Source organism: Micromonospora sp. NPDC047527 (assembly GCF_040643015.1).
GTDB lineage: Bacteria > Actinomycetota > Actinomycetes > Mycobacteriales > Micromonosporaceae > Micromonospora.
Genome location: NZ_JBEYTK010000001.1, coordinates 1,922,835 through 1,941,880 on the forward strand (window position 1 = coordinate 1,922,835; position 19,046 = coordinate 1,941,880).

The 19,046-nt window shown below is 69.0% G+C and carries 16 protein-coding genes, 2 pseudogenes and 1 riboswitch; of the genes and pseudogenes, 10 read left to right on the forward strand and 8 right to left on the reverse strand.

Going from position 1 to position 19,046, the window contains the following annotated elements; translation table 11 throughout:
* Window positions 1-89: 89 nt before the first annotated feature.
* From ABZ808_RS08530 to ABZ808_RS08540, 3 genes are read left to right on the forward strand one after another with little or no spacing between them, the layout of a single operon-like run.
* A complete protein-coding gene (locus ABZ808_RS08530) occupies window positions 90-1,406 on the forward strand; it encodes an MFS transporter (RefSeq protein ID WP_357002610.1) in 1,317 nt (438 codons plus the stop codon).
* Window positions 1,403-2,872, forward strand: a complete 1,470-nt coding sequence (locus ABZ808_RS08535; protein ID WP_357002612.1) for an NAD(P)/FAD-dependent oxidoreductase — start codon at window positions 1,403-1,405, stop codon at window positions 2,870-2,872. The genes ABZ808_RS08530 and ABZ808_RS08535 overlap by 4 nt, the downstream gene beginning before the upstream one ends.
* Window positions 2,869-4,047 (forward strand): zinc-binding dehydrogenase, encoded by a 1,179-nt coding sequence (locus ABZ808_RS08540; RefSeq protein ID WP_357002614.1) that lies wholly within the window; start codon window positions 2,869-2,871, stop codon window positions 4,045-4,047. The genes ABZ808_RS08535 and ABZ808_RS08540 overlap by 4 nt, the downstream gene beginning before the upstream one ends.
* Before the next feature lie 352 nt (window positions 4,048-4,399).
* Here the strand turns inward: ABZ808_RS08540 and ABZ808_RS08545 are convergent, their stop codons facing one another.
* Both ABZ808_RS08545 and ABZ808_RS08550 read right to left on the reverse strand, forming a co-directional pair.
* Entirely contained in the window at window positions 4,400-7,360 is a 2,961-nt protein-coding gene (locus ABZ808_RS08545; protein WP_357002617.1) for a hypothetical protein, read from the reverse strand.
* Window positions 7,361-7,529: 169 nt separating this feature from the next.
* Entirely contained in the window at window positions 7,530-7,883 is a 354-nt protein-coding gene (locus ABZ808_RS08550) for a cupin domain-containing protein (RefSeq protein WP_357002619.1), read from the reverse strand.
* Between the two features lie 41 nt (window positions 7,884-7,924).
* Between ABZ808_RS08550 and ABZ808_RS08555 the strand changes: the two genes are divergently transcribed.
* Together ABZ808_RS08555 and ABZ808_RS08560 are read left to right on the forward strand one after the other, a co-directional pair.
* The gene (locus ABZ808_RS08555; protein WP_357002621.1) at window positions 7,925-8,884 is read left to right on the forward strand and encodes a helix-turn-helix domain-containing protein; all 960 of its coding nucleotides are present in this window, start codon (window positions 7,925-7,927) and stop codon (window positions 8,882-8,884) included.
* Window positions 8,871-9,479 (forward strand): zinc ribbon domain-containing protein, encoded by a 609-nt coding sequence (locus ABZ808_RS08560; protein ID WP_357002623.1) that lies wholly within the window; start codon window positions 8,871-8,873, stop codon window positions 9,477-9,479. Before ABZ808_RS08555 ends, ABZ808_RS08560 begins: the two co-directional genes overlap by 14 nt.
* Here the strand turns inward: ABZ808_RS08560 and ABZ808_RS08565 are convergent.
* Window positions 9,472-10,338: an NAD(P)-dependent alcohol dehydrogenase gene (locus tag ABZ808_RS08565; protein WP_357002625.1), complete on the reverse strand. Its 867-nt coding sequence runs from the start codon at window positions 10,336-10,338 to the stop codon at window positions 9,472-9,474. The genes ABZ808_RS08560 and ABZ808_RS08565 overlap by 8 nt on opposite strands.
* Before the next feature lie 157 nt (window positions 10,339-10,495).
* On the opposite strand from ABZ808_RS08565, the pseudogene ABZ808_RS08570 reads away from it, so the two are divergent.
* A pseudogene (locus ABZ808_RS08570) lies at window positions 10,496-10,785 on the forward strand (IS5/IS1182 family transposase); the annotation flags it as partial.
* Window positions 10,786-10,974: 189 nt separating this feature from the next.
* Here ABZ808_RS08570 and ABZ808_RS08575 read toward each other — a convergent pair.
* Entirely contained in the window at window positions 10,975-13,881 is a 2,907-nt protein-coding gene (locus ABZ808_RS08575) for an immunoglobulin-like domain-containing protein (RefSeq protein WP_357002627.1), read from the reverse strand.
* A 390-nt stretch (window positions 13,882-14,271) separates the two neighbouring features.
* On the opposite strand from ABZ808_RS08575, the gene ABZ808_RS08580 reads away from it, so the two are divergent.
* The 4 genes from ABZ808_RS08580 to ABZ808_RS08595 all read left to right on the forward strand — a co-directional run bounded on the left by ABZ808_RS08580 (window position 14,272) and on the right by ABZ808_RS08595 (window position 16,466).
* A complete protein-coding gene (locus ABZ808_RS08580; RefSeq protein WP_357002629.1) occupies window positions 14,272-14,604 on the forward strand; it encodes a hypothetical protein in 333 nt (110 codons plus the stop codon).
* A 259-nt stretch (window positions 14,605-14,863) separates the two neighbouring features.
* Window positions 14,864-15,385: a hypothetical protein gene (locus ABZ808_RS08585; RefSeq protein WP_357002631.1), complete on the forward strand. Its 522-nt coding sequence runs from the start codon at window positions 14,864-14,866 to the stop codon at window positions 15,383-15,385.
* A 29-nt stretch (window positions 15,386-15,414) separates the two neighbouring features.
* Window positions 15,415-15,867 (forward strand): hypothetical protein, encoded by a 453-nt coding sequence (locus tag ABZ808_RS08590; RefSeq protein WP_357002633.1) that lies wholly within the window; start codon window positions 15,415-15,417, stop codon window positions 15,865-15,867.
* Between the two features lie 143 nt (window positions 15,868-16,010).
* A complete protein-coding gene (locus ABZ808_RS08595; protein ID WP_357002635.1) occupies window positions 16,011-16,466 on the forward strand; it encodes a hypothetical protein in 456 nt (151 codons plus the stop codon).
* Window positions 16,467-16,529: 63 nt separating this feature from the next.
* Here ABZ808_RS08595 and ABZ808_RS08600 read toward each other — a convergent pair whose 3' ends face one another.
* From ABZ808_RS08600 to ABZ808_RS08615, 4 genes and pseudogenes are all read right to left on the reverse strand, one after another.
* Window positions 16,530-17,384, reverse strand: coding sequence for an ABC transporter substrate-binding protein (locus ABZ808_RS08600; RefSeq protein ID WP_357002637.1), 855 nt, complete (start codon window positions 17,382-17,384; stop codon window positions 16,530-16,532).
* 121 nt (window positions 17,385-17,505) lie between these two features.
* Complete coding sequence (locus ABZ808_RS08605) at window positions 17,506-17,916, reverse strand: LysE family translocator (protein ID WP_357002639.1); 411 nt, start codon at window positions 17,914-17,916, stop codon at window positions 17,506-17,508.
* A gap of 58 nt (window positions 17,917-17,974) precedes the next feature.
* Window positions 17,975-18,076, reverse strand: a pseudogene (locus ABZ808_RS08610) (LysE family translocator); the annotation flags it as partial.
* A 60-nt stretch (window positions 18,077-18,136) separates the two neighbouring features.
* Complete coding sequence (locus ABZ808_RS08615) at window positions 18,137-18,583, reverse strand: acyl-CoA thioesterase (RefSeq protein WP_357002834.1); 447 nt, start codon at window positions 18,581-18,583, stop codon at window positions 18,137-18,139.
* 193 nt (window positions 18,584-18,776) lie between these two features.
* A riboswitch (cobalamin riboswitch) is annotated at window positions 18,777-18,992 on the reverse strand.
* Between the last annotated feature and the right edge of the window lie 54 nt (window positions 18,993-19,046).

Here is a 19,046-nt window from a genome sequence, read left to right on the forward strand (position 1 = left end):
CTAGCCGTGTCCTTGCCGGCAAGACTGTGACACAGCTCATGGGCGAGTGCACCGTCGTCCCGAGCCTCCTCCTCGGCGAAGGGAAACCCATGACGAAATCCCCCGTGGAGGCTCCACGCTCGCACTCCAAAGCCGGTTATGTGCTGGCGCTGCTGTTCATCGGCAACCTGCTCAACTTCTACGATCGGGCGTTGCCGGCGGTTGTGCTGGAGCCGATCAAGGAGGAATACGGGCTCGACGACACCCAGGTCGGCATCCTCGCCTCGGCGTTTGTCCTGGTCGCCGCCGTCGCCGGGGTTCCGCTGGGCCGCCTCGCCGACCGGATCCCGCGCACGATGGTGGCGGGCTGGGGCTTGATCGTGTGGAGCGCGTTCACCGCCGCCGGCGGCGTGCTGACCAGCTTCTGGAGCTTCCTCGCCTCCCGCGTCGGCGTCGGGGTCGGCGAGTCGAGTTACGGGCCAGCGACCGGTTCACTGATCTCCGACCTCTACCCCAGCGAGCGCCGCTCCCGGGCCAACTCCCTGTTCATGCTGGGCTTCCCGATCGGCACGCTGCTGGCGTTCTTCACCGCCGGCGCCCTCGCCGTCGCATTCGACAGCTGGCGGGCACCGTTCCTCATCGCAGCGGTCCCCGGCTTCGTCGTCGCGGTCCTGGTCCTCCGCATCCGTGAACCTCAGCGCGGCGCCGCCGACGACATCCCCGTCACGGCCGCACCGCACCGGCCGTCACTGCGGTCGCTGCTGCGGATCCGCTCCATGTACGGCCTGATCATCGGCTTCGCGGGCTACAACTTCGCGGCGTACGCGATCGGCACCTTCCTCACCCCGGTCCTGCAGCGCTACTACGGCCTCGACCTGGTCGACGCGGGCGTGATCGGCGGGGTCGTCATCGGCATCACCGGGCTCATCGGCCTGCTCATAGGCGGTCGCCTGCTGGACCGCGCAGCCCGCAGGTCGTTCACGGCACGGGTACGCGTCGCCGCTTACAGCCTCGCCGCGGCGGCCGTATTCGCGCTTGCGGGCTTCGCCGCGAACCGGGACAGGCTGTGGCAGCTGGTGCTGTTCCTGAGCCTGGCCTATCTGCTCGGCATCATCTACCTGGCCGCGGCCGTACCCATCCTGTCGGACGTGATCCGGCCGCAGCAGCGCGCCAGCGCGCTCGGCCTGATGTTCGCCATCGGCTACCTGCTGGGTGGCGCGGGCGGCCCGATCGCCGTCGGCATCCTCTCCGATGCCCTCGCCGCGCAGTCGGCGGATACCGCCGACGCCACCGCACAGGGTTTGCAGACCGCGATGATGATCGGCGTCCCCGTAGCCTTCGCCGTGGCGGCGATCGGCATGCTGGCCGCCTCCCGCTTCATCAAGACGGACCACGAGGCAATGGTCGCGGGAGAGGTGTCGGCGTGAACCAGCACGTACGGGTTTTGATCGTCGGCGGCGGATTCTCCGGGATCGGGCTCGGCCGCGCCCTGATCGAGGCCCGGATCACCGAATTCGCCATCCTCGAACGCGAACCCGGGGTCGGCGGCGTCTGGCAGACGAACACCTACCCGGGCTGCACCTGCGACGTCCCGTCCCACCTGTACTCGTTCTCGTTCGCCCCCAACCCGGACTGGTCCTCGACCTACTCCCCGCAGCCGGAGATCCGGGCCTATCTGCGGCGCTGCATCGACGACTTCGGGTTGCGCCCGCACCTGCGCACCGGCATCAGCGTCGAGGCAGCTCGATGGGACGAGGATGACCAGCTGTGGCACGTCGCCACCAGCGCGGGCCCGTGGACCGCCCAGGTGCTGGTCAGCGCGGTAGGCCCACTGACCGAACCCAAGCTCCCCGAGGTGCCGGGCCTCGACATCTTCGACGGCAAGATCATGCACTCGGCGCGGTGGGACCACGACTACGACCTCACCGGCAAGCGGATCGCGTCCATCGGCACCGGAGCCTCGGCGATCCAGTACGTGCCGCACCTGGCCACCGTGGCCAGCCGGCTATTCGTGTTCCAGCGCAGCGCCCCGTGGATCACCCCACACGACAAACGGCCGATCAGCGACGCGGAGCGGGCCAGGTTCCGGGCGCAGCCGTGGCGGCAGAAACTCGAACGTGGCAAGGTCTACGTCGGCAAGGAACTGCTCGTGCTCGGTATGGCCAAGCGCCCCAAGCTGATGACTGTTCTGGAAGGCGTCGCTCGCAAACACCTGGAGCGGCAGGTCGCCGACCCGCGGCTGCGGCGGCTGCTCACCCCTGGCTTCACGCTCGGCTGCAAACGGATCGTGCCGTCGAACACCTGGTATCCGGCGCTACAGGAGCCCAACGTCGAGCTCGTGCCACACGCCCTGCGGGAGATCCGCGAGGACGCCGTGGTCGGTGCCGACGGTGTGGAGCGCAAGGTCGACACCATCATCTTCGGCACCGGCTTCCACGTCACCGACATCCCGTTCGCCGACAAGGTACGCGGACGCGACGGCCGTCTGCTGAACGACGTCTGGGCCGGCTCCCCCAAGGCGTACCTCGGCGTCTCCGTGCCCGGCTTCCCGAACTTCTTCATGTTCCTCGGGCCAAATTCGGGTCTGGGTCACAGTTCGATGGTCTACATGATCGAGGCGCAGATAGAGCACGTGACGAACGCCATCTGCGCCCTCGAACGGTCGGGGGGCACGGCCATCGAGGTGAAGCGGCCAGCGCATGAGGCGTACAACGCCGAGCTGGACCGCAAAATGGCCAGAACGGTGTGGGAGGTGGGCGGCTGCCGCACCTTCTACCAGGACGCAAACGGCCGTAACGCGACCATCTACCCGGACTGGACCTTCCGCTACCGCCGGCAAGCCGTCCGCTGGCGCGAGGACGTCTACCAACTCACCACCGGAGACCCCCGATGAAAGCCGTGACCCTCACCGGCGGCCGCCTCGAAACCGTGGAGCTGCCCACCCCGCAGCCCGGCCCCGGGCAGCTACTCGTGGCAGTGAAGCGATGCGGCATCTGCGGTTCGGACCTGCACGCCCGTACGCACGCTGACGAACTGGCCGAGACGTTGACGCTGTGCGGCTACCCCCGCTACCTGCGCTCGCACGAGAGCGTCGTGCTGGGCCACGAGTTCTACGGCGAGGTAGCTGGCCGCGGCCCGTCGACCACCGGCCGCGTCAGGCCAGGAGCGCCGGTCGTGGCCGTCCCGCTGGTCCGATGTGACGGCCAGGTCGACGGCATCGGCCTGTCCGCTGCCGCCGCCGGCGGGTACGCCGAGTACGTCGTGGTGCAGGAAGCGCTGACCATGGTCGTACCCGATGGGCTCGCCGCCGACGTCGCCGCACTCACGGAGCCGGTGGCGGTGGCCTGGCACGCCGTCAACCGCGGCGAGGTGACGAGGAAGGACGTAGCGGTTGTGCTGGGCTGCGGCCCGGTCGGGCTGGCGGTGATCGCCGTGCTCAAGGCGCGGGGCGTGGCGACGGTCGTCGCCAGCGACTTCTCCGCCGGCCGGCGGGCGCTGGCGAAGGCATGCGGCGCCGATGTGGTCGTCGACCCGGCTGTCGAGTCACCGTGGGCGGCCACCGGAGGGCACGGCTTCCACGAGACGATGACCGCGGAGTACGACGCCGGCATCGACGCGATGCAGGGCCTGCACAAGCTGCCCGTCCCCTGGTGGGCGACCTGGCGGCTGCTGGACAAGGCCGGCAAGACCCGTCCCCAACGGCCGGTCGTGTTCGAGTGCGTCGGCGTACCCGACATGATCGACAACATTCTGGCCGCCGCGCCGCGGCACTCACGCATCGTCGTCGTCGGCGTGTGCATGGGCGCCGACACGTTCCGGCCCTCGCTGGCCGTGAACAAGGAACTGGACCTGCGGTTCGTGGTCGGATACACGCCGCTGGAGTTCCGCGACACGCTCCACGCACTGGCAGCCGGCACCATCGACGTGGCACCGATCGTCACCGGGCGGGTCGGGCTGGCCGGCGTCCCCCGCGCCTTCGAAACCCTGACCGACCCGGAGACCCACGCCAAAATTCTCATCGACCCTGCACTGCCGGGCGACACGATCGTCGCGTCGTCACACCGTTGACCGCACCATCCAATGCTGCCAACCCCGACCTGTCACCCGGCAGCACGGCTCGGGTTCGCGCGCCCGGCGATGGACGGCGGGACACTTATCCACTCCGACCTCAATCCGGCGAACCTGATCGTGACACCACTCGGCCTACGCATCGTGGACTGGGCGTGGGCAACCAAGGCCGCCGCATGGGTCGAACGCGCGCTGCTCGTCCCGTGGCTGATCGGCAGCGGCCACAGCGCCGAGCAGGCAGAAGAGTGGATAGCGCAGCTTCCCGCCTGGACCGCGACCGACAGGTCTTGGACGACTTCGCGTCACAGGACGCAGCGAAGTGGGCGGCCAAGTCCCGGCAGAAGACCGAGCGCTATCCGAGGGTGAAGCGGAAGAAGCGAGGACGGTAGATGCTCGGGTCACGGTAGTGGTCGGCGTCGGGCGAGACGCGGGTGTCCATGCTGTTGACGTTGTACGACGCGATGAACGTGTCGCCGGAGCTGAACGCCGCGTGCACGTGGGCGTTGTACGAGATGACGTTCGGGTTCCAGTAGCTGCCGTACGGACCGGGTTCGGGCATCCGGTAGACAGGGGTCTTCTGGGTGAAGGGACCGTAGGGTGAGCAGGACGTCCAGGCGTTGATCTGGCCGCTGAACGCCTGGGTACTGTCCTGGCTGAGCAGCAGGAACTGTCCGCCCCAGGGGGTGACGCTGTATTCGTTGGCGATGCCGGTCAGCAGGTTGCGGGAGTTCTGCTCACGCATCGTCCAGCCCCACGGCGTGTGGTACTGCCAGGTGCCGGTGGCGAGGTCGCTGCCGTGCACGCGGGCGATGCGCATCTGTTTGTTGATCGGCGAGTCGTCCACGCCGTAGACGTAGGTGTAGCCGTCGCCGCTGCGGCTGGCCGGCAGGAGCGCCGAACCCCAGGCGACGCCGCTGGCCGAGGGTAGCTGTCGGACGCTGGCAGGGGTTCGGAGGTTGGACAGGGCGAAGTTCGCCACCACGTTGCGGTTGAACCGCCAGTCCCAGGCGCCGGAGCCGAAGCGCTCGTATTCCTGGTACACCACCTGGAGTTGCCCGCCGGAGAGGTGACCGTCACCGACCCAGTACCACTTACCTGGTCCGGAGGGCGGCATCAACGCTCGCGGAGCCCCGGCAGTGCCACCCTGGTAGGTGGTCAGGGTCCCGCCGCTCTGCACCACGAATGTGTTGTTCACCAGCGGTGCGCTGACCGGTCGGGTGCCGTCGCCGTTGAGCGGTCCCATCCAGGTGTCGGAGAACAGCCAGACGATCCGACCGTCGGGCAGCTTCACCGAGTACGTGGAGTCACCGCCGGTCCAGCCGTCCCGCGTGCTGGCGGCGTACCGGTTGAATGTGCCCTCCGGCTCGACGGTGGTCTCCACGCTGCGTACCGACAGCGGCCGCAGGACGCACGAGCGGCTTGTGAGCGGCAGCGTGGTCTCCACGTAGGTGCTGAACGTCTTCGGGCTGCTGTCCGCGTCGGCGGAGTGGATGTCCAGCTCGGTCCAGGTGCTCACCAGGGTGGCGACCATGGGGTACGCGAAGTCCGGCACGGTGATCAGGCCGCCGGCGTCGGGGTAGCGCATCGTCTGGATGCTCGGGTACTTCACCTGCGTGCCAGCGCTGCCAGCCGGCGACCAGATGATCACCGCGGAGCTGCGGTTGGCGTCCTTGGTGGTGTCGATCAGCAGCGTCGAGCAGTACCCGCAGCCCGGGTCGCCAGAATTCTGAACGGCCCGGAAATCATGGTAGACAGCGCCGCCCTTACGCAGGATGTCCTGGTACTCCACGTGCGTGCCAGCGGGTGTCGAGTGACTCTTGCGGGCCGGCCTCGCGCCGCCAAGAACGTCGCCGCTCGTCCCGCTCAGGGCGGAGATGTTGTCACGCCACAGTTTCGTGTCGGTATCCGTGTAGCCGTAGCTGCGCCACGCGTCCACCGTCGGGGCGGGGGCGGCGTTCGCCTTGGCCAGCCGATAGTTGGCAATGTGGTAGCCCAGCAGCATGTCCTTGAAGTTCAGGCCGTAGCCCTGCGCGGCGTGCCGGATCGCCTCGATCGGCAGATGCCCGTGGTCCCGGATGCTTTCCCAGGTCCGCCGCACGAAGACCGGGTCGATCTGCTCAGTAAGGTAGGTGGGCAGCAGGAACGCGCCGTACTGCGGACCGCCTCCCAGGCCACCCCACGAGTTGAGCGCTGAGCCCGGCATGCTGAGCACGTCGTAGACGTTGCGCGCATATAGCTTCTCCTCGCCGGGGATGGGCAGGTACGGCTCCCGGACGTAGGTCTGGTGGGCGGCCCACTCCGCGGTGGCCTCCATCCACCAGTTCATCGAACCGAACTCTGTACCGCGCACGAGAGTGGCGAGGAAGTCGAGACTGACGTCAGACTTGTCCCAGTACTGGTACTGCATGACGTGGAACAGCTCATGCCGGGGTAGGTAATCCCAGTCGGTCTGCCCGTTTGGCACCAGGATGGTGGCCTGCTGATTGAGCCCGAACGGCAACACGAAAGGCGCGTCAATCTCCAAGCCGACACCGCCGACGACAGGGATTTCGTCAACGCCGTAGACCAACACCCACGGCTTGCCGTCGCGCACCGGCAGCGGGTAACCCATCTCGCGATACTCGTCGACAGCGATCGCGAGCGAATTCAGCATGTGCTGGACGGCCTTGGCCCGCCCGTTGGAATGGTAGTCCGCCGGAATGCCCGGTCGGCCTGCTCCGGCGATGTTGAACAGGATGAGGAACTCGCCGGCGGATGCCCGGCAGCGGTAGGTGACACCGAGATAGTCGAACGGGTCGGCGGCGCAGTCGTCGTAGCCGGCCGCCGCAGGGGCGGCAGCCGGCGCGGCGACGTCCGGCGCGATCATCCTCGCCGCCTCGGGCTCAACGCTCGCCGCCAGCATCGAGAGGTAGGTCAGGTACCGCTGCGGGTCGCGGATGGCACCGGTCTGCCGTAGGTGGGCGGGTACTGCCCGGGGTGAGCGAAGCGCGGTGAGTCCGTACCGCACCGCGTCGTCCCGGGAGAGCTTGCCCCGGTGGTACGCCGAGAGGATCCGTTCGTTCGGTCCGAAGTCGGGCGGAGTGACTGCCTTGTCCGGCGCAATGCTGGGCGGGGCCTCCTCGAACGGCTTGGGCCTCGGGACCGGCGGGGTAATCAGGTCCGGCTCGGGGGTGTGCGGCGCTGGAGCGGTGCCAACGGCACGGCTGGCGGCTCGCGCGGCGGCCGGGTCGGGTGCCGCCTGCGCAGCGCCACTGGTAGACACTGCCCCGGCCAGAACTACCGTCGCTATGACCAGAGCCAGGGTCTTCCTCATCTACCGCTCCTAGCTTGGGTTGTTGGACGTATCAAGTTGCACGTGCGGATTCAAGGAGCCTTGGGATGACACTGTGGATCGTTTCGACCGCCACGTGGGCCGATCTTCCGCCCTTGGGTCGCCGGCAGATCACGAGCCCGCTCTCCGACGGCGTGTGCGGAAATCTCGGCTACTTCGCGACGATGCTGATGCCGATCATGCGTGCGCCGGTCTCGGTACGCGGGCGGTGCGTGCTGCCCGGAGCAAACACCACGTAACTGCCCGGGCCCAGACGGTGGCCTCGATCGATGAACTCACCCGACACCACGTAGTAGCGTTCCTCGCCCTCGTGCACGTCCACCTCTGGCCACTCCGTTCCCGGGGCGAAGTCGTACATCCAGCCACGGGCCCGCTCGGTTGCCGGCAGGCGCCGCCGGATGATGCCGGGCACGACCTCGACGGGTTCCACCTCGTCGACCTGCAGGATCTGCACATCATCGGATGCATTAGCCATGCAGTCATGATCGTCGTGTTCGCGCCGCACCGGCTAGTGTCTGCAATGACGTTGACAGGTACATTCCTGCCATGATCATTCATCGGGTGGTCGCCCTGGTTCTGCCGCCGCAGTCCACCTTCGAACTCGCCTGTGTCGCTGAGGTGTTCGGCGTGCGGCGCCCCGGTCTACCAGTCAACTACCGGTTCGACGTGTGTGCCGAGCAGCCGGGCATCGTGCCCACCATGGCTGGTTACGACATGGCGGTCACCAGCGGGCTGCACGCGCTCGAGGCCGCGGACACTGTGGTGATTCCGGGCTGGCAACGCCGCGAGCAACCCGCGCCGTCCGCCGTGATCGATGCGCTGCGGCGGGCTCACCGGCGCGGTGCCCGCATCGTCGCCATCTGCTCCGGCGCTTTCCTGCTCGCCCACGCCGGCCTGCTCGATCACCGCAGGGCGACGACTCACTGGCGGATGGCGGCCGAGTTCGCCGCCCGTTTTCCAGGCGTGCATGTCGAAGCCGACAGTCTGTACATCGACCTCGGCGACGTCGCGACAAGCGCGGGGACCGCGGCCGGCATCGACCTGTGCCTGCACCTGGTCCGCAATGACCACGGCGCCGCTCACGCCAACCAGATCGCCCGGCACATGGTCATGCCGCCACATCGCGAGGGCGGGCAGCTGCAGTACGCAGCAGCATCCCTGACCGCGCACACTCCGGTGTCCCTGGGCCCAGTGCTCGACTGGGCCACGGAGAGATTGCAGGACCCGCTCACCGTGAACGACCTCGCCACACAGGCCAGAATGTCCCCGCGCACGTTCGCCCGCAGATTCACCGCGCAACTGGGTACCAGCCCGGGACAGTGGCTGCTCCAGCAACGGATCACGGCGGCACGAGCGCTGTTGGAGGAGACCGATCTGCCGGTCGAGACAATCGCGACCAGAGTCGGCCTGTCCACGGCCACCAACCTGCGCCGCCGTTTCCGCACCACGGTGAACACCACACCAACCGCCTACCGCCGCTCCTTCGGCCGCGGTGGGAGCACGTAGACCGCACGCCACCACACTTGGCCCAAGCTGCCCGTTCGGCACGTGGAGACGGGGAACCGGCGGGCAACACGTCAGGCAGCGCACCCGCAACCCGTACGTCTTCCGCGGCCTGATCTACTGCGCCGCCTGCGACCGACGCATGCAAGGCCAGTACAGCCACGGCGACGCCTACTACCGCTGCCGCTTCCCGCAGGAGTACGCCCTCGCCAACCAGGTCCCCCACCCCCGCAATGTGTACCTACGCGAGAACGCCCTCACCGACCCCTTCGACACCTGGCTGGCCACCGCCTTCGCGCCCGAGCGGATCGAACAGACGATCACCGCGATGGCCGACGCCCAGTCCCTGGATCATCCGCCGCAACCGCAGCAGCCCAGACGATCATCACCGAGTGCGACGCCAAGCTGTAGCGGCGAACTCGACGGCAGTGAGCCCATTGATGACCCACCGGCCGGATTCGCCAGATGGGACGAGTGGCGCGTACACCGCTGGCCGCGATCGGTTTCCTGGCGCCCGATCCTCGCAGCGCTGCCACGACCGTTCAGCGGTTGTTCGCCGGGCCGATCGCGGAAGAATCTGCGATCGTCGGTCAGTTGAGGCTCACGACGACCTTTCCAAGGGCGCGTCCCTTCCCCACGTGGGTCAACGCCTCGGGCGTCTCGTCTAGCGTGAAGAACCGGTCGATGTGGATGACCAGGTCGCCCGCTAGGCAGAGATCGGCCACCGGTTCGAAGTGGGTCGGGCCTTCCCGGACGGCGAGCACGCCCAGCCGGCGGTGGGTGAGCCGGCCGGCCACCGCGCCGATCGTCAGGACGCGCAGCAGCGCCGGGACCGATCCGCCGACGCACCGGTAGCAGCCAGCGGGGGCCAGTGCCCGGCGGTAGGCGAACACCGATCGGTGCGCGACCAGATCGAGGATGAGATCGTACGGGCCGCTGCGGGTGAAGTCCTGGCTGAGGTAGTCGATCACCTCGTCCGCGCCGACGGACCGCATGAAGTCGAGCTTGCCCGCGTTGTCCACGCCGCATACCTGGGCACCAAGTCGTTTGGCCATCTGGATCGCGAATGCGCCGGATCCTCCGCCGGCGCCGTTGATCAGGATCCGGGTGCCGGCTGCGGCGCCCGCGGTGCCCTGTTGTGCGATCACGCCCGCCTGTGGGATCGCCGACGCCTCGGCGAAGGTCAGGGCGGCGGGCTTGCGGGCGAGGACCGATTCGGGCGCGATCGCGTACTCGGCGAACCCGCCCTTGAGCACGAGGTTGTCGCCATACACCTCGTCACCGGGTCGGAACCGAGTGACGGCAGAGCCCACCGCTTCGACCCATCCGGCGATGTCCGAGCCGAGGGTCCGGCGTGCCGGGGAGCGCAGCCCGCCGATGCGCGAATACAGTGGAGAACCCTGCAGAGTCTCCCAATCGCTCAAATTCACCGAGGTCGCCGCGATCTTGACGAGCACCTGTCCGGCAGCGGGGGACGGCTTCGGGACATTCTCGATTCGCAACCCACCCGGGGACCCGTACCGGTCGTACACGACTGCTCTCACCTGGCACCACCCGAGTTCGACCCGACGCATCCGCTGGGCTGCCACCGCATTGCTGTCGGGGACCCTCAGCCCGGGCAACCGCAACGACACTATCGTCTACCGGGCATCGCCGAGAAGCTGGACGGGGGGCCCGTGATGGCCTGCGGCGGTTACCGGCGCAACCCCGGGGTGATCATGCCGTACCGCAAGCCTGTCGACGGCAGCGATCTGCCCGCCTGGAAGGAGGCCCTCAACGTCGAACATCGAACCATCCGAGCAGGCGTCGAACGCCCTGGCCAGAATGAAGTGCTTCAAGATCCTCGCGACTACCGCCGCGCCGCCCACACATTGACCGACGCCGCTTCCAACATTGCCCTGCACCGAGCCCGCCTGGGTCACGCCGTCAGCGCCGGAGTGTCAGCAGACCCGGCCGGTACGGCAAGAATTTGGCTGAGCCGTCAGCTCGGCCGCTTCACCGGGTGGTCGCCGGTGGCGAGCCGAACCGGAAACGGGCGAGATCCGCAGATCTCGCCCGTTCCTGCTCGTGGCGCGTCGATGCGCCCGGGGCGCCTATCTCGGCTTCCGCACCGTCAACGTCTGGTAGTCGGCGGCGTGGGGCCGGTAGGTCGGGTTACCGGAGTAGGCGACGTGAACCCGGTAGTTGCCGGGCTGCAGGTCGACTGTCCGCAGGTCGACGACGGCCTTGCCGTCGGCCAGTGGTACGACCTGCTCGCTGCCGCCGAAGGTGACGGTGACCTCGCCGGTCGGGGTCCCCGCGTTCTGCTTCGGCCCGCCCGCGGGTCCCACCGTCACGTTCAGTCGGAACGTGTCCCCACGGACAACCGACGCCGGCGCGGCCTTCGCGTGGACCTTCACGGCGGCCGGGCCGGAGGGCACCTCGAACGACGCCGTACCGTCCGACGCCGTCAGGTAGTCGAAGCCGAGGTACTCGGCCTTGACCGTCCGGGCGCCCGAGGGCAGACCCGCCGGCAGCGTGACAGTTGCCGCGCCGTCGCTCAGGTGGGCGAGCGTCGACCACGAGCCGATGCTGAACCGCACCTGACCGCCGGTCTCGAACCCGTCGGCTGCCGTGACAGTGGCGGTGGCCGTTGTCGTCTTGGCCCCGCTCGCGTACGGCTCGACAGCCACCTGGGTGGTGGTCGTGACGCCGCTGTTGGGGATGCCCCGGATGTCGTTCCACTCGCGCACGGTCAGCGGGATCACCGTGCCGTGCCGCGGACGGACGACACCCGCGTTGGTCATCGTGATCGCCTTGGCGTTCCAGGTCGGAGCCTCGATGTTCTCGTGGCACGCCGCCTGGTAACCCCCGCCGTTGGTGTACCTGTCACCCCAGAGGTAGAACTGGCCGGGGCAGGAGGTGTCACCGGGGTTGGCCTTGAAGATGACAGGTCCCTCGTACCCCTGGTTGGCGACCCATGTCGTACGTCCCAGAGCCGGCGCGACCAACGTCCAGTTGTCGATGTCGCTGTCCAGGAAGTCGGTGTGCTTCTCGGAGAAGATGTCCGAGCCCTGGTTGCCGGCCTCGTTCTTGGTCACCCGGTAGTAGTGGTCACCGACCCGGATCGCGGTCGTGTCGATCCGCGACAGTGGGGCAGGGTCCTGCCAGACCTTGGGGGCGGAGAACGCCTGGAAGTCCCGCGTCGTGGCGTACCACATCTGCGCGTTGCCCTGACCTGTGCGGTTCACCGGGTCGTTCCACAGCGACTGCGCCCAGAACACAACGTAGGCGCCGATCTCCTCGACCCACAGCGACTCCGGCGCGAAGGCGTTGCCCGCGTTGTCGGGCGCGACCTTCACATGCCGCTGCGGGGTCCAGTTCACCAGGTCGTGCGACTCGAACACCTCGATGTACTGGGTGTCGTTGATGGCGTATCCGCCCTGGTCGTACCAGTTCAGGTCGGTCGCGATCATGTAGAACGTGTCGCCGTCGGGTGAGCGCACGATGTGCGGGTCACGGAGGCCCTGGTCGCCGAGCTGGGAGATGAGCGACGGCCGGCCTCCGGTCAGACCTGTCCAGTCCAGAGCGGTGTTCCCGTTGGACGTGGCGAACATGATCTGCTCGCCGTCGGCTATCCCCTCGCCCTTGAAGTACCCCATGAAGTACCGCTCGTACTCCTCGGACCGGGGCATGGCCGTGATGGTCACCGGGAACGACTTCGTACGCGACGCTGATCCCTTGGTGACGGTCGCCGTGAGGGTGGCGGCGACATCGTCGTGGCCGAAGGCCGGGCGGGTCACCTCACCCGTCGGGGTGACGAGGTCAGTGGTCGAGCGCCACGTGATCGTGGAGCCGAACTCGCCGCGCGCGGGGAGGTTGAGGTTTCCGCGTACGTCGCCGGTGGCGTACAGGGACAGGTCGAAGCTGTCCCTGTCGACGGCCTGCCCGTCGTTGAACTCGGCCTTCACCACGACGGGGATCTCCCGAGTGGTGATCTCCTGGGCGCCCTTGCGGACCGTCGCCGTGAGCGTGGCTGTCGCGTCGGGCTGCCCCTGCGCGGGCCGGGTGATCCGGCCGGTCACCGCGACCTTGCGTGCGCTGGGGACGGCCGGCGGGGTGTAGACCGCGACGACCGACGGGTCGGAACTCGTCCACGTGATGGTCGAGCCCGCCACGGAGCCCACCTTCGGCAGCGTGATGTCGTGTACGACGGCACTGGTCAGACCGAGGTCGATGGCGGCGGCGTCGGCGCGGACGCCGTCGGCTACGGTGCGCTGCGCCAGCGCGATCGTCTCGTCGAGGCTCACCGCCCGGTCGTACACCCGGAAGTCCCGGAGCGTGCCGCGGAACGAGTAGTGGCCCGACGTCTGCGAGCGACCGAGGAAGTTGCAGTTGGTCCCCGCGGCGTTCACCGACGGCGGCGTGGTCAGGTTCGTCGATGTCGCGTGTAGCACGCCGTCGAGGTAGAGCCGACCCGTCCAGCTCGTGCCGTTCGCGTTGAGCGACTGGGTGTAGGTGACGTGCGTCCACGCTCCCTCGAGCATGCGGACCCGGTTCTGCTGGAGGTTCGCCGACCCCACCGCGACGCGGAACCGCTGCGTGTTCGACGCGAAGATGGAGCCTTGGGCGCCGGTGTCGACGTCGCACGAGCCGGACTTGCGACCGAAGCTCCACATCTGGTGCTCGCCGACGTTCGCCGGGTCGATCCACACGTCGTAGTCGACGGTGAGGTTGGACATGCCGGCGGTGATGTCGTCCGGCAGTCTCACGTACGCGCCGTCGAGCGCGCCCGCGTAGGCGTCGGGGTTGAATCTGACCCCCTCGCCGGTCAAGGTCGCCTTCCCGGGGTTCACGAGCGTGGCGTTCGCCGCCGCACCCGCGCTCCCCGAGTTGACAAGCGTCGTTCCGCTGGTCTCGTCGAGTCGGAGATGGTGCACCAGACCCTCGGTGAGCTGCCCTTCGGCAGCGTGCGAGGGCGTCGCCGCGAACGAGACCGACAGAAGTGCACCCAGTGCCACGATCGCGGCACCTCTGCCCTTCCGACTCAGCCTGGGACGGGGCCTTCGCTGTCGCCGTCTCAATTGATCCTCCTTGACCGGTGGTGGGGCGTGGTGGTGGGGCGTGGTGGTGGGGCGTGGTGGTGGGGCGTGGTGGTGGGGCTCCCTCTGGAGTGGACGGAGTTTGTTAACGCTAACTATGGTGCGCAGCAAGGTCAACGCACTGCGTTGCGACCTGCGGCCACGCCGCTTGTTCGGCGCTGCCGCGATCGCCCCATGGCGACGTGGTGCGGGGCTGTCGGACCGTCGTGCCATGATGCCGATCACCTCGAGGCAAGGGAGCGCGACGCAATGGCCACGGTGACGGTGCGGGACGAGACAGCGACGGGCAGGGCCATCGATCGGTGACCGTTGACCGGGTTGCCGGAGCGCATCACCGTGCGGGAGCTGGTCCGGTTGCGCGTCCGCGAGGAGGTGACGCGGTTCAACGCCGACCAGGCCGAGGTCTTCCGGGGTCCGGTGCGGCCGACCGACGCGGAGGCGACGTTGAACGGTTATCGGGTCGGTCGCGGCCGACGGCTGGACTGGGAACGTCAGGCGGACGCGGCGTGTACCGCCTTCGCCCGTAACGGCTCGGTGCTGCTGGTGGGTGACCGCCAGGTCGAGGATCTGGACGAGGAGATCGACCTGCTCGCGGATCCCGAGATGGCCTTCGTGCGGCTCGTCCCGCTGGTGGGTGGCTGACGTGGGTGACTGGCCGTCGTTGCTTCCCGCTCTGACCCCGTCGGAGCGTCGGGAGGTGGAACGACCTGGAAGACCTGCTCGTGCTGGCCACCGGACTCGGCGTAGAACGGCGTCCGGTCGAGGAACACCCCGACGATCTCACCGAGCCCGGCGACCTGGAGCGGCGCGCCGTCGCTGCCGAGGAGCCGGCCGGTACTCCGACCGGTCGGCGTTCGGCGACTACAGCAACACCTTCACGCAGTCCTTCGCGGTGCTGGCGGTGGACCGGGCCGGAGGTGCACCGTCGGCGGCGGTGTCGTTCCTGGCCACGAGCCGGTGCGCCGACGGTGGCTTCCCGCTGTTCCTCGCGCAGCCGACCTGTGTCAGCGACGTCGACGCGACCGCCTTGGCCCTTCAGGCCCTGCTGGCCGCGGACCGTCCGTTGGTCGCGGCTTCGGCTGCGCAGTGGCTGGTCTCCGTACAGAGCAATGATGGCTCGTTCGCCGCGAACGGCGTGACTAACGCGAACAGCACCGGGCTCGCCGCCCAGGCGCTCTTCGCCGCCGGTCGGTCGTTGGCCTGGCTACGCGCCCGTCAGTTCCTGGTCAGCTTGCAGGTCACCTGCACGGGCGCACCGGCCGACCGCGGCGCCATCGCGTACACCCCCGGCGGGTTCGATGCGAGCACCGCCGCCCGGGCCACCGCTCAGGCCGTGCCTGGCATCGCCGGCGCCGGGTATGCGACGTTGTCGGCCGCCGGCGCTCAAAGTGCCGCGCCCATCCTGGCGTGTGCGCCATGGTGACCCGCCGGCGAGCGACGATTCGCCGACGGATGGCGCTGCTGTCAGCGGCCACCATCGTCAGCGTCGGCCTGGTCGCCGTCGACCCGGTGCCACGTGCCGCGCACGCGGCGGCGTGCGCCCCGGGTGCGGGCGTCACGGTGGTGGTCGACCTCACCGCGTTCGGCCTTGGTGTCCAGACCGGCTGCCGTCTGGGTGATCCGCCGACCGGCCTCGCCGCGTTGCAGGGAGCCGGCTTCGCCGTGACGGGTACCCAACGGTGGGGTCTCGCCTTCATCTGCCGAATCAGCGGCTATCCCACAGCCGCCTCTGAACCGTGTGTCAACACGCCGCCCGCCAGCGCGTACTGGTCGTACTGGCACGCCGTACCCGGCGGCACCTGGTCCTACAGCACCCTCGTCGCGAGCAGCTACTACCCCGCCCGGGGCACCGTCGAAGGATGGCGCTTCGGCTCCGGGCAGGCGCCGTCCATCTCCCCGCCGTAGCGGGCCTCGGTCGGGAGTCCGGGCCCAACCGGACTCCCGACCGGTCCAGCCTTGGGCGGAACGGGCGCAACATCTGGCGTACCGGCCTCCGCACCGCCACCGCGACCGGTGCCGTACTGACCGCCCTGGCCGACCATGTCGCGGTGTCGACATCCTGTTCGCTGCTGCACGTGCCGGTGGACCTCGCCGCCGAACCTGACCTGGACCAGGACCTGCGTGTCCGGCTCGCGTTCGCCCAGCAGAAGGTCCACGAGGTCGTCGCTCTCGGACGCGCACTGCGCGACGGTGTCGGTGGCCTGCCCACTGCTCTGCCGGCGATCCCGGCGGCGTGGCGTAAGGACGGTGTCCGGGCCCGACTCGACGCGCTTCGCCCGGAACACCTACGACGCGGGCCTTACGCGCAGCGGGCCGCCATCCAGCAGGCCCGACTGAACCGTCCACCGCCCACCACCACCGGATCGTTTCCCCAGACCACGGAACTGCGCCAGGCGCCGGGGCAACCCGGACTGCGGCCTGAGGACCGCGGCTACCCGGAGGTCGAACAAGCCCTGACCCGACTCGTCGCTGGCGCCGCCGAAATCCGCAGCACGCTCACCTGAGCCCAGGGCGGGACGGCGGCGTGCCGCCGCCGATGCCGCACCGGCCGCTCGGGCACGGCAGCGTCAAACTGCCCCGACGGAGATCCGCTGAGCGCGGGAGTCCGGGCGGCCGGCGAGTATCGCGGCGAGGATCTCCGCGCCATCGACGACCCTCGGGCCGGGGCGGTTGAAGTAGGCGGGCCCGTCAACGACCCACACCTGCCCCCGACGAACGGCAGGCAGATCGGCCCAGCCGGGCTGCCCGGCCGCCACAGGCAGCTCGTCGACGGTCCGTTCAGGCGTGAACCCACACGGCCCGAACACCACCACGTCGGGGGCCAGGTCGGCGACCACCGACCACCGATGTGGGGTGCTGTGCGCCCCCGGGCCGAGCAGCAAAGACCGTCCGCCCGCGAGCGTGATCTGCTCCGGTACCCAGTGCCCGCCTGGCATCAACGGGTCGAGCCACTCGACGAACAGCACAGTCGGCGCACCGGTCCCCGGGCCGGGCAACGCGGCGAGACGACGTTCGGCGTCCGCCCGGATCTCGGCCGCCCTGCCCGCGGTGTCGGTCAGGGCGGCCACGGCGTCGACCGTGTCCAGTATCCCGCCGATGGTCCTCGCCTCCAGGGACACCACCCTGGTATCGAGATCGATCAACCGAACCGCGTCGTTGACCCTCGCATAGGAGACCGCACACACATCGCACAGGTCCTGGGTCAGGATCAGATCCGGCTTCAAGTCCTCCAGCATCGGAACGTCGAGCTGGTACAACGAGGACCCTCGGTGCGCATCGCCAGTGATCGCCGCCGATATCTCCCGGCTCGTCAACGCCTCGGGCAATGATGTCCCAGTCACCACCGGAACATCCACCAGGGCACCCGGCGGCCAGTCACATTCGTGCGTGCGGCCAGCCAGGTTCCCGGTCAGGCCGAGCATGGCCACGATATCCGTGGCCGCTGGCAGCAGTGAGACGATGCGCACACCCGCCTGCCTACCAGGCATGACCACGCCGCGTCCACTCCGCGAGCCGGACCACGGCGGCGGCCACCGGCCCTCGCTACGACCCGAACGCGAGGCGTACCCCGAGCGCGACGAACGCCGCCGCGCAGATCCGGTTGATGCGCCGCGACCAGCGACCGTCAGTCATGCGACTGCCGAGTCGCCCGGCACCGACGCCCAGGGCGATGTCGACGGCGAGTTGCACCGCAACGAAGACCGCACCGAGAAGCACCAGTTGGGCGGTCGCGTTGCCCTGTGCCGGGTCGACGAACTGAGGCAGGAACGCCACGCTGAACAGGATCATCTTGGGGTTGAGGAGATTGGTCACCAGTCCACGCAGGAAGGCCCGCCCGGAGCTGCCACCCTGCTCCGGCTTCCCGGTGGGCGCAGCGCCGGCGCCGCGCAGGGCCCGCACCCCGAGGATGATCAGGTACGCCGCACCGACCCAGCGGATCACTGTGAACAGCACCCGGCGAAGCGGAGATCACCGCGGCGAGTCCGCAGACGACCGCCGCGATGTGTACCGCCTCCCCGGCAGCGACGCCGAGCGCGGCCACCACCCCCGCGCGGGTGCCGTAGCGGGTAGCGTTGGCCAGCACGAACATCATGTCCGGACCCGGCGTCACCATGAGCACGACGATCGCGGCGAGGTACCCGGCCAGCGCCGCAATGGACAGCCCGAGCACGTCTCAGCCCTCCTCGGTGCCGTCGAGCAGCGCCCGCCGCAGGGCCAACCGGTGCTCGCGGCGGATCTCCGCCTCGCGGTACCGCCGCCGATCACCGTCAGTCTCCGGCAGCAACGGCGGCACCGAACGCGGCTGACCGTCGTCGTCGATCGCGACCATGACCAGATGAGCCGTGGCCACATCGGTGGGCGGCACCGCCCGGTCCCACCGGTCGGCGGTCACCTTGACAGCCACCTCCATCGAGCTGCGTCCGGCCCAGGTGATCCGGGCGTCGACGTGCACAACGTCACCGACCCGGACCGCGCGCAGGAACGCGGTCTCGTCGATCGCGGCGGTCACCGCCGGGCCGTCGGAATGCCGGGCGGCGACCACACCGGCCACCGAGTCGATGAGGTTGAGGATCCGGCCGCCGTGCACCGTACCCATCAGGTTGGTGTGATGCTGGTCCATGATCTGCGACAGGGTCAGGTGCGAGGCCGACGGCGCTCGGCCGGCGGTCGTGGTGGTGTCGTGCACAGCGGTAGTCCGTCCCTCGGGAAACCACACCGCCGGAACCGCGGACACGCTGACGAGGACGCACCGGCGCACACCGCGCGGCATGTCACCCGCTCAGCCCACCCGCGAGGCCGACGGCAGCGCACACGGTTGTGTACGCAGCGCGGGCAGGTCTTCGGACTCGCGGGCCTGACCGGTCGTGCCGGTCCCCTACTGGCCGTCGCTTCCCAGGCCGGCTGGCCCAGTGCTGATGACGGCGGTCGTTCCCACTCACCGCTGCGGGGCAGTCCCGGACTTCCACCGGGTTCCCTCTTACGACGCCCAGCCGGTCACGACCAGGCGAACCAGCGCCACCAGCCAGTCTAGTTGATCGTCAAGGACTTACCGCCGCCGAGGCAGGTGGGCCTGACGTCGACTG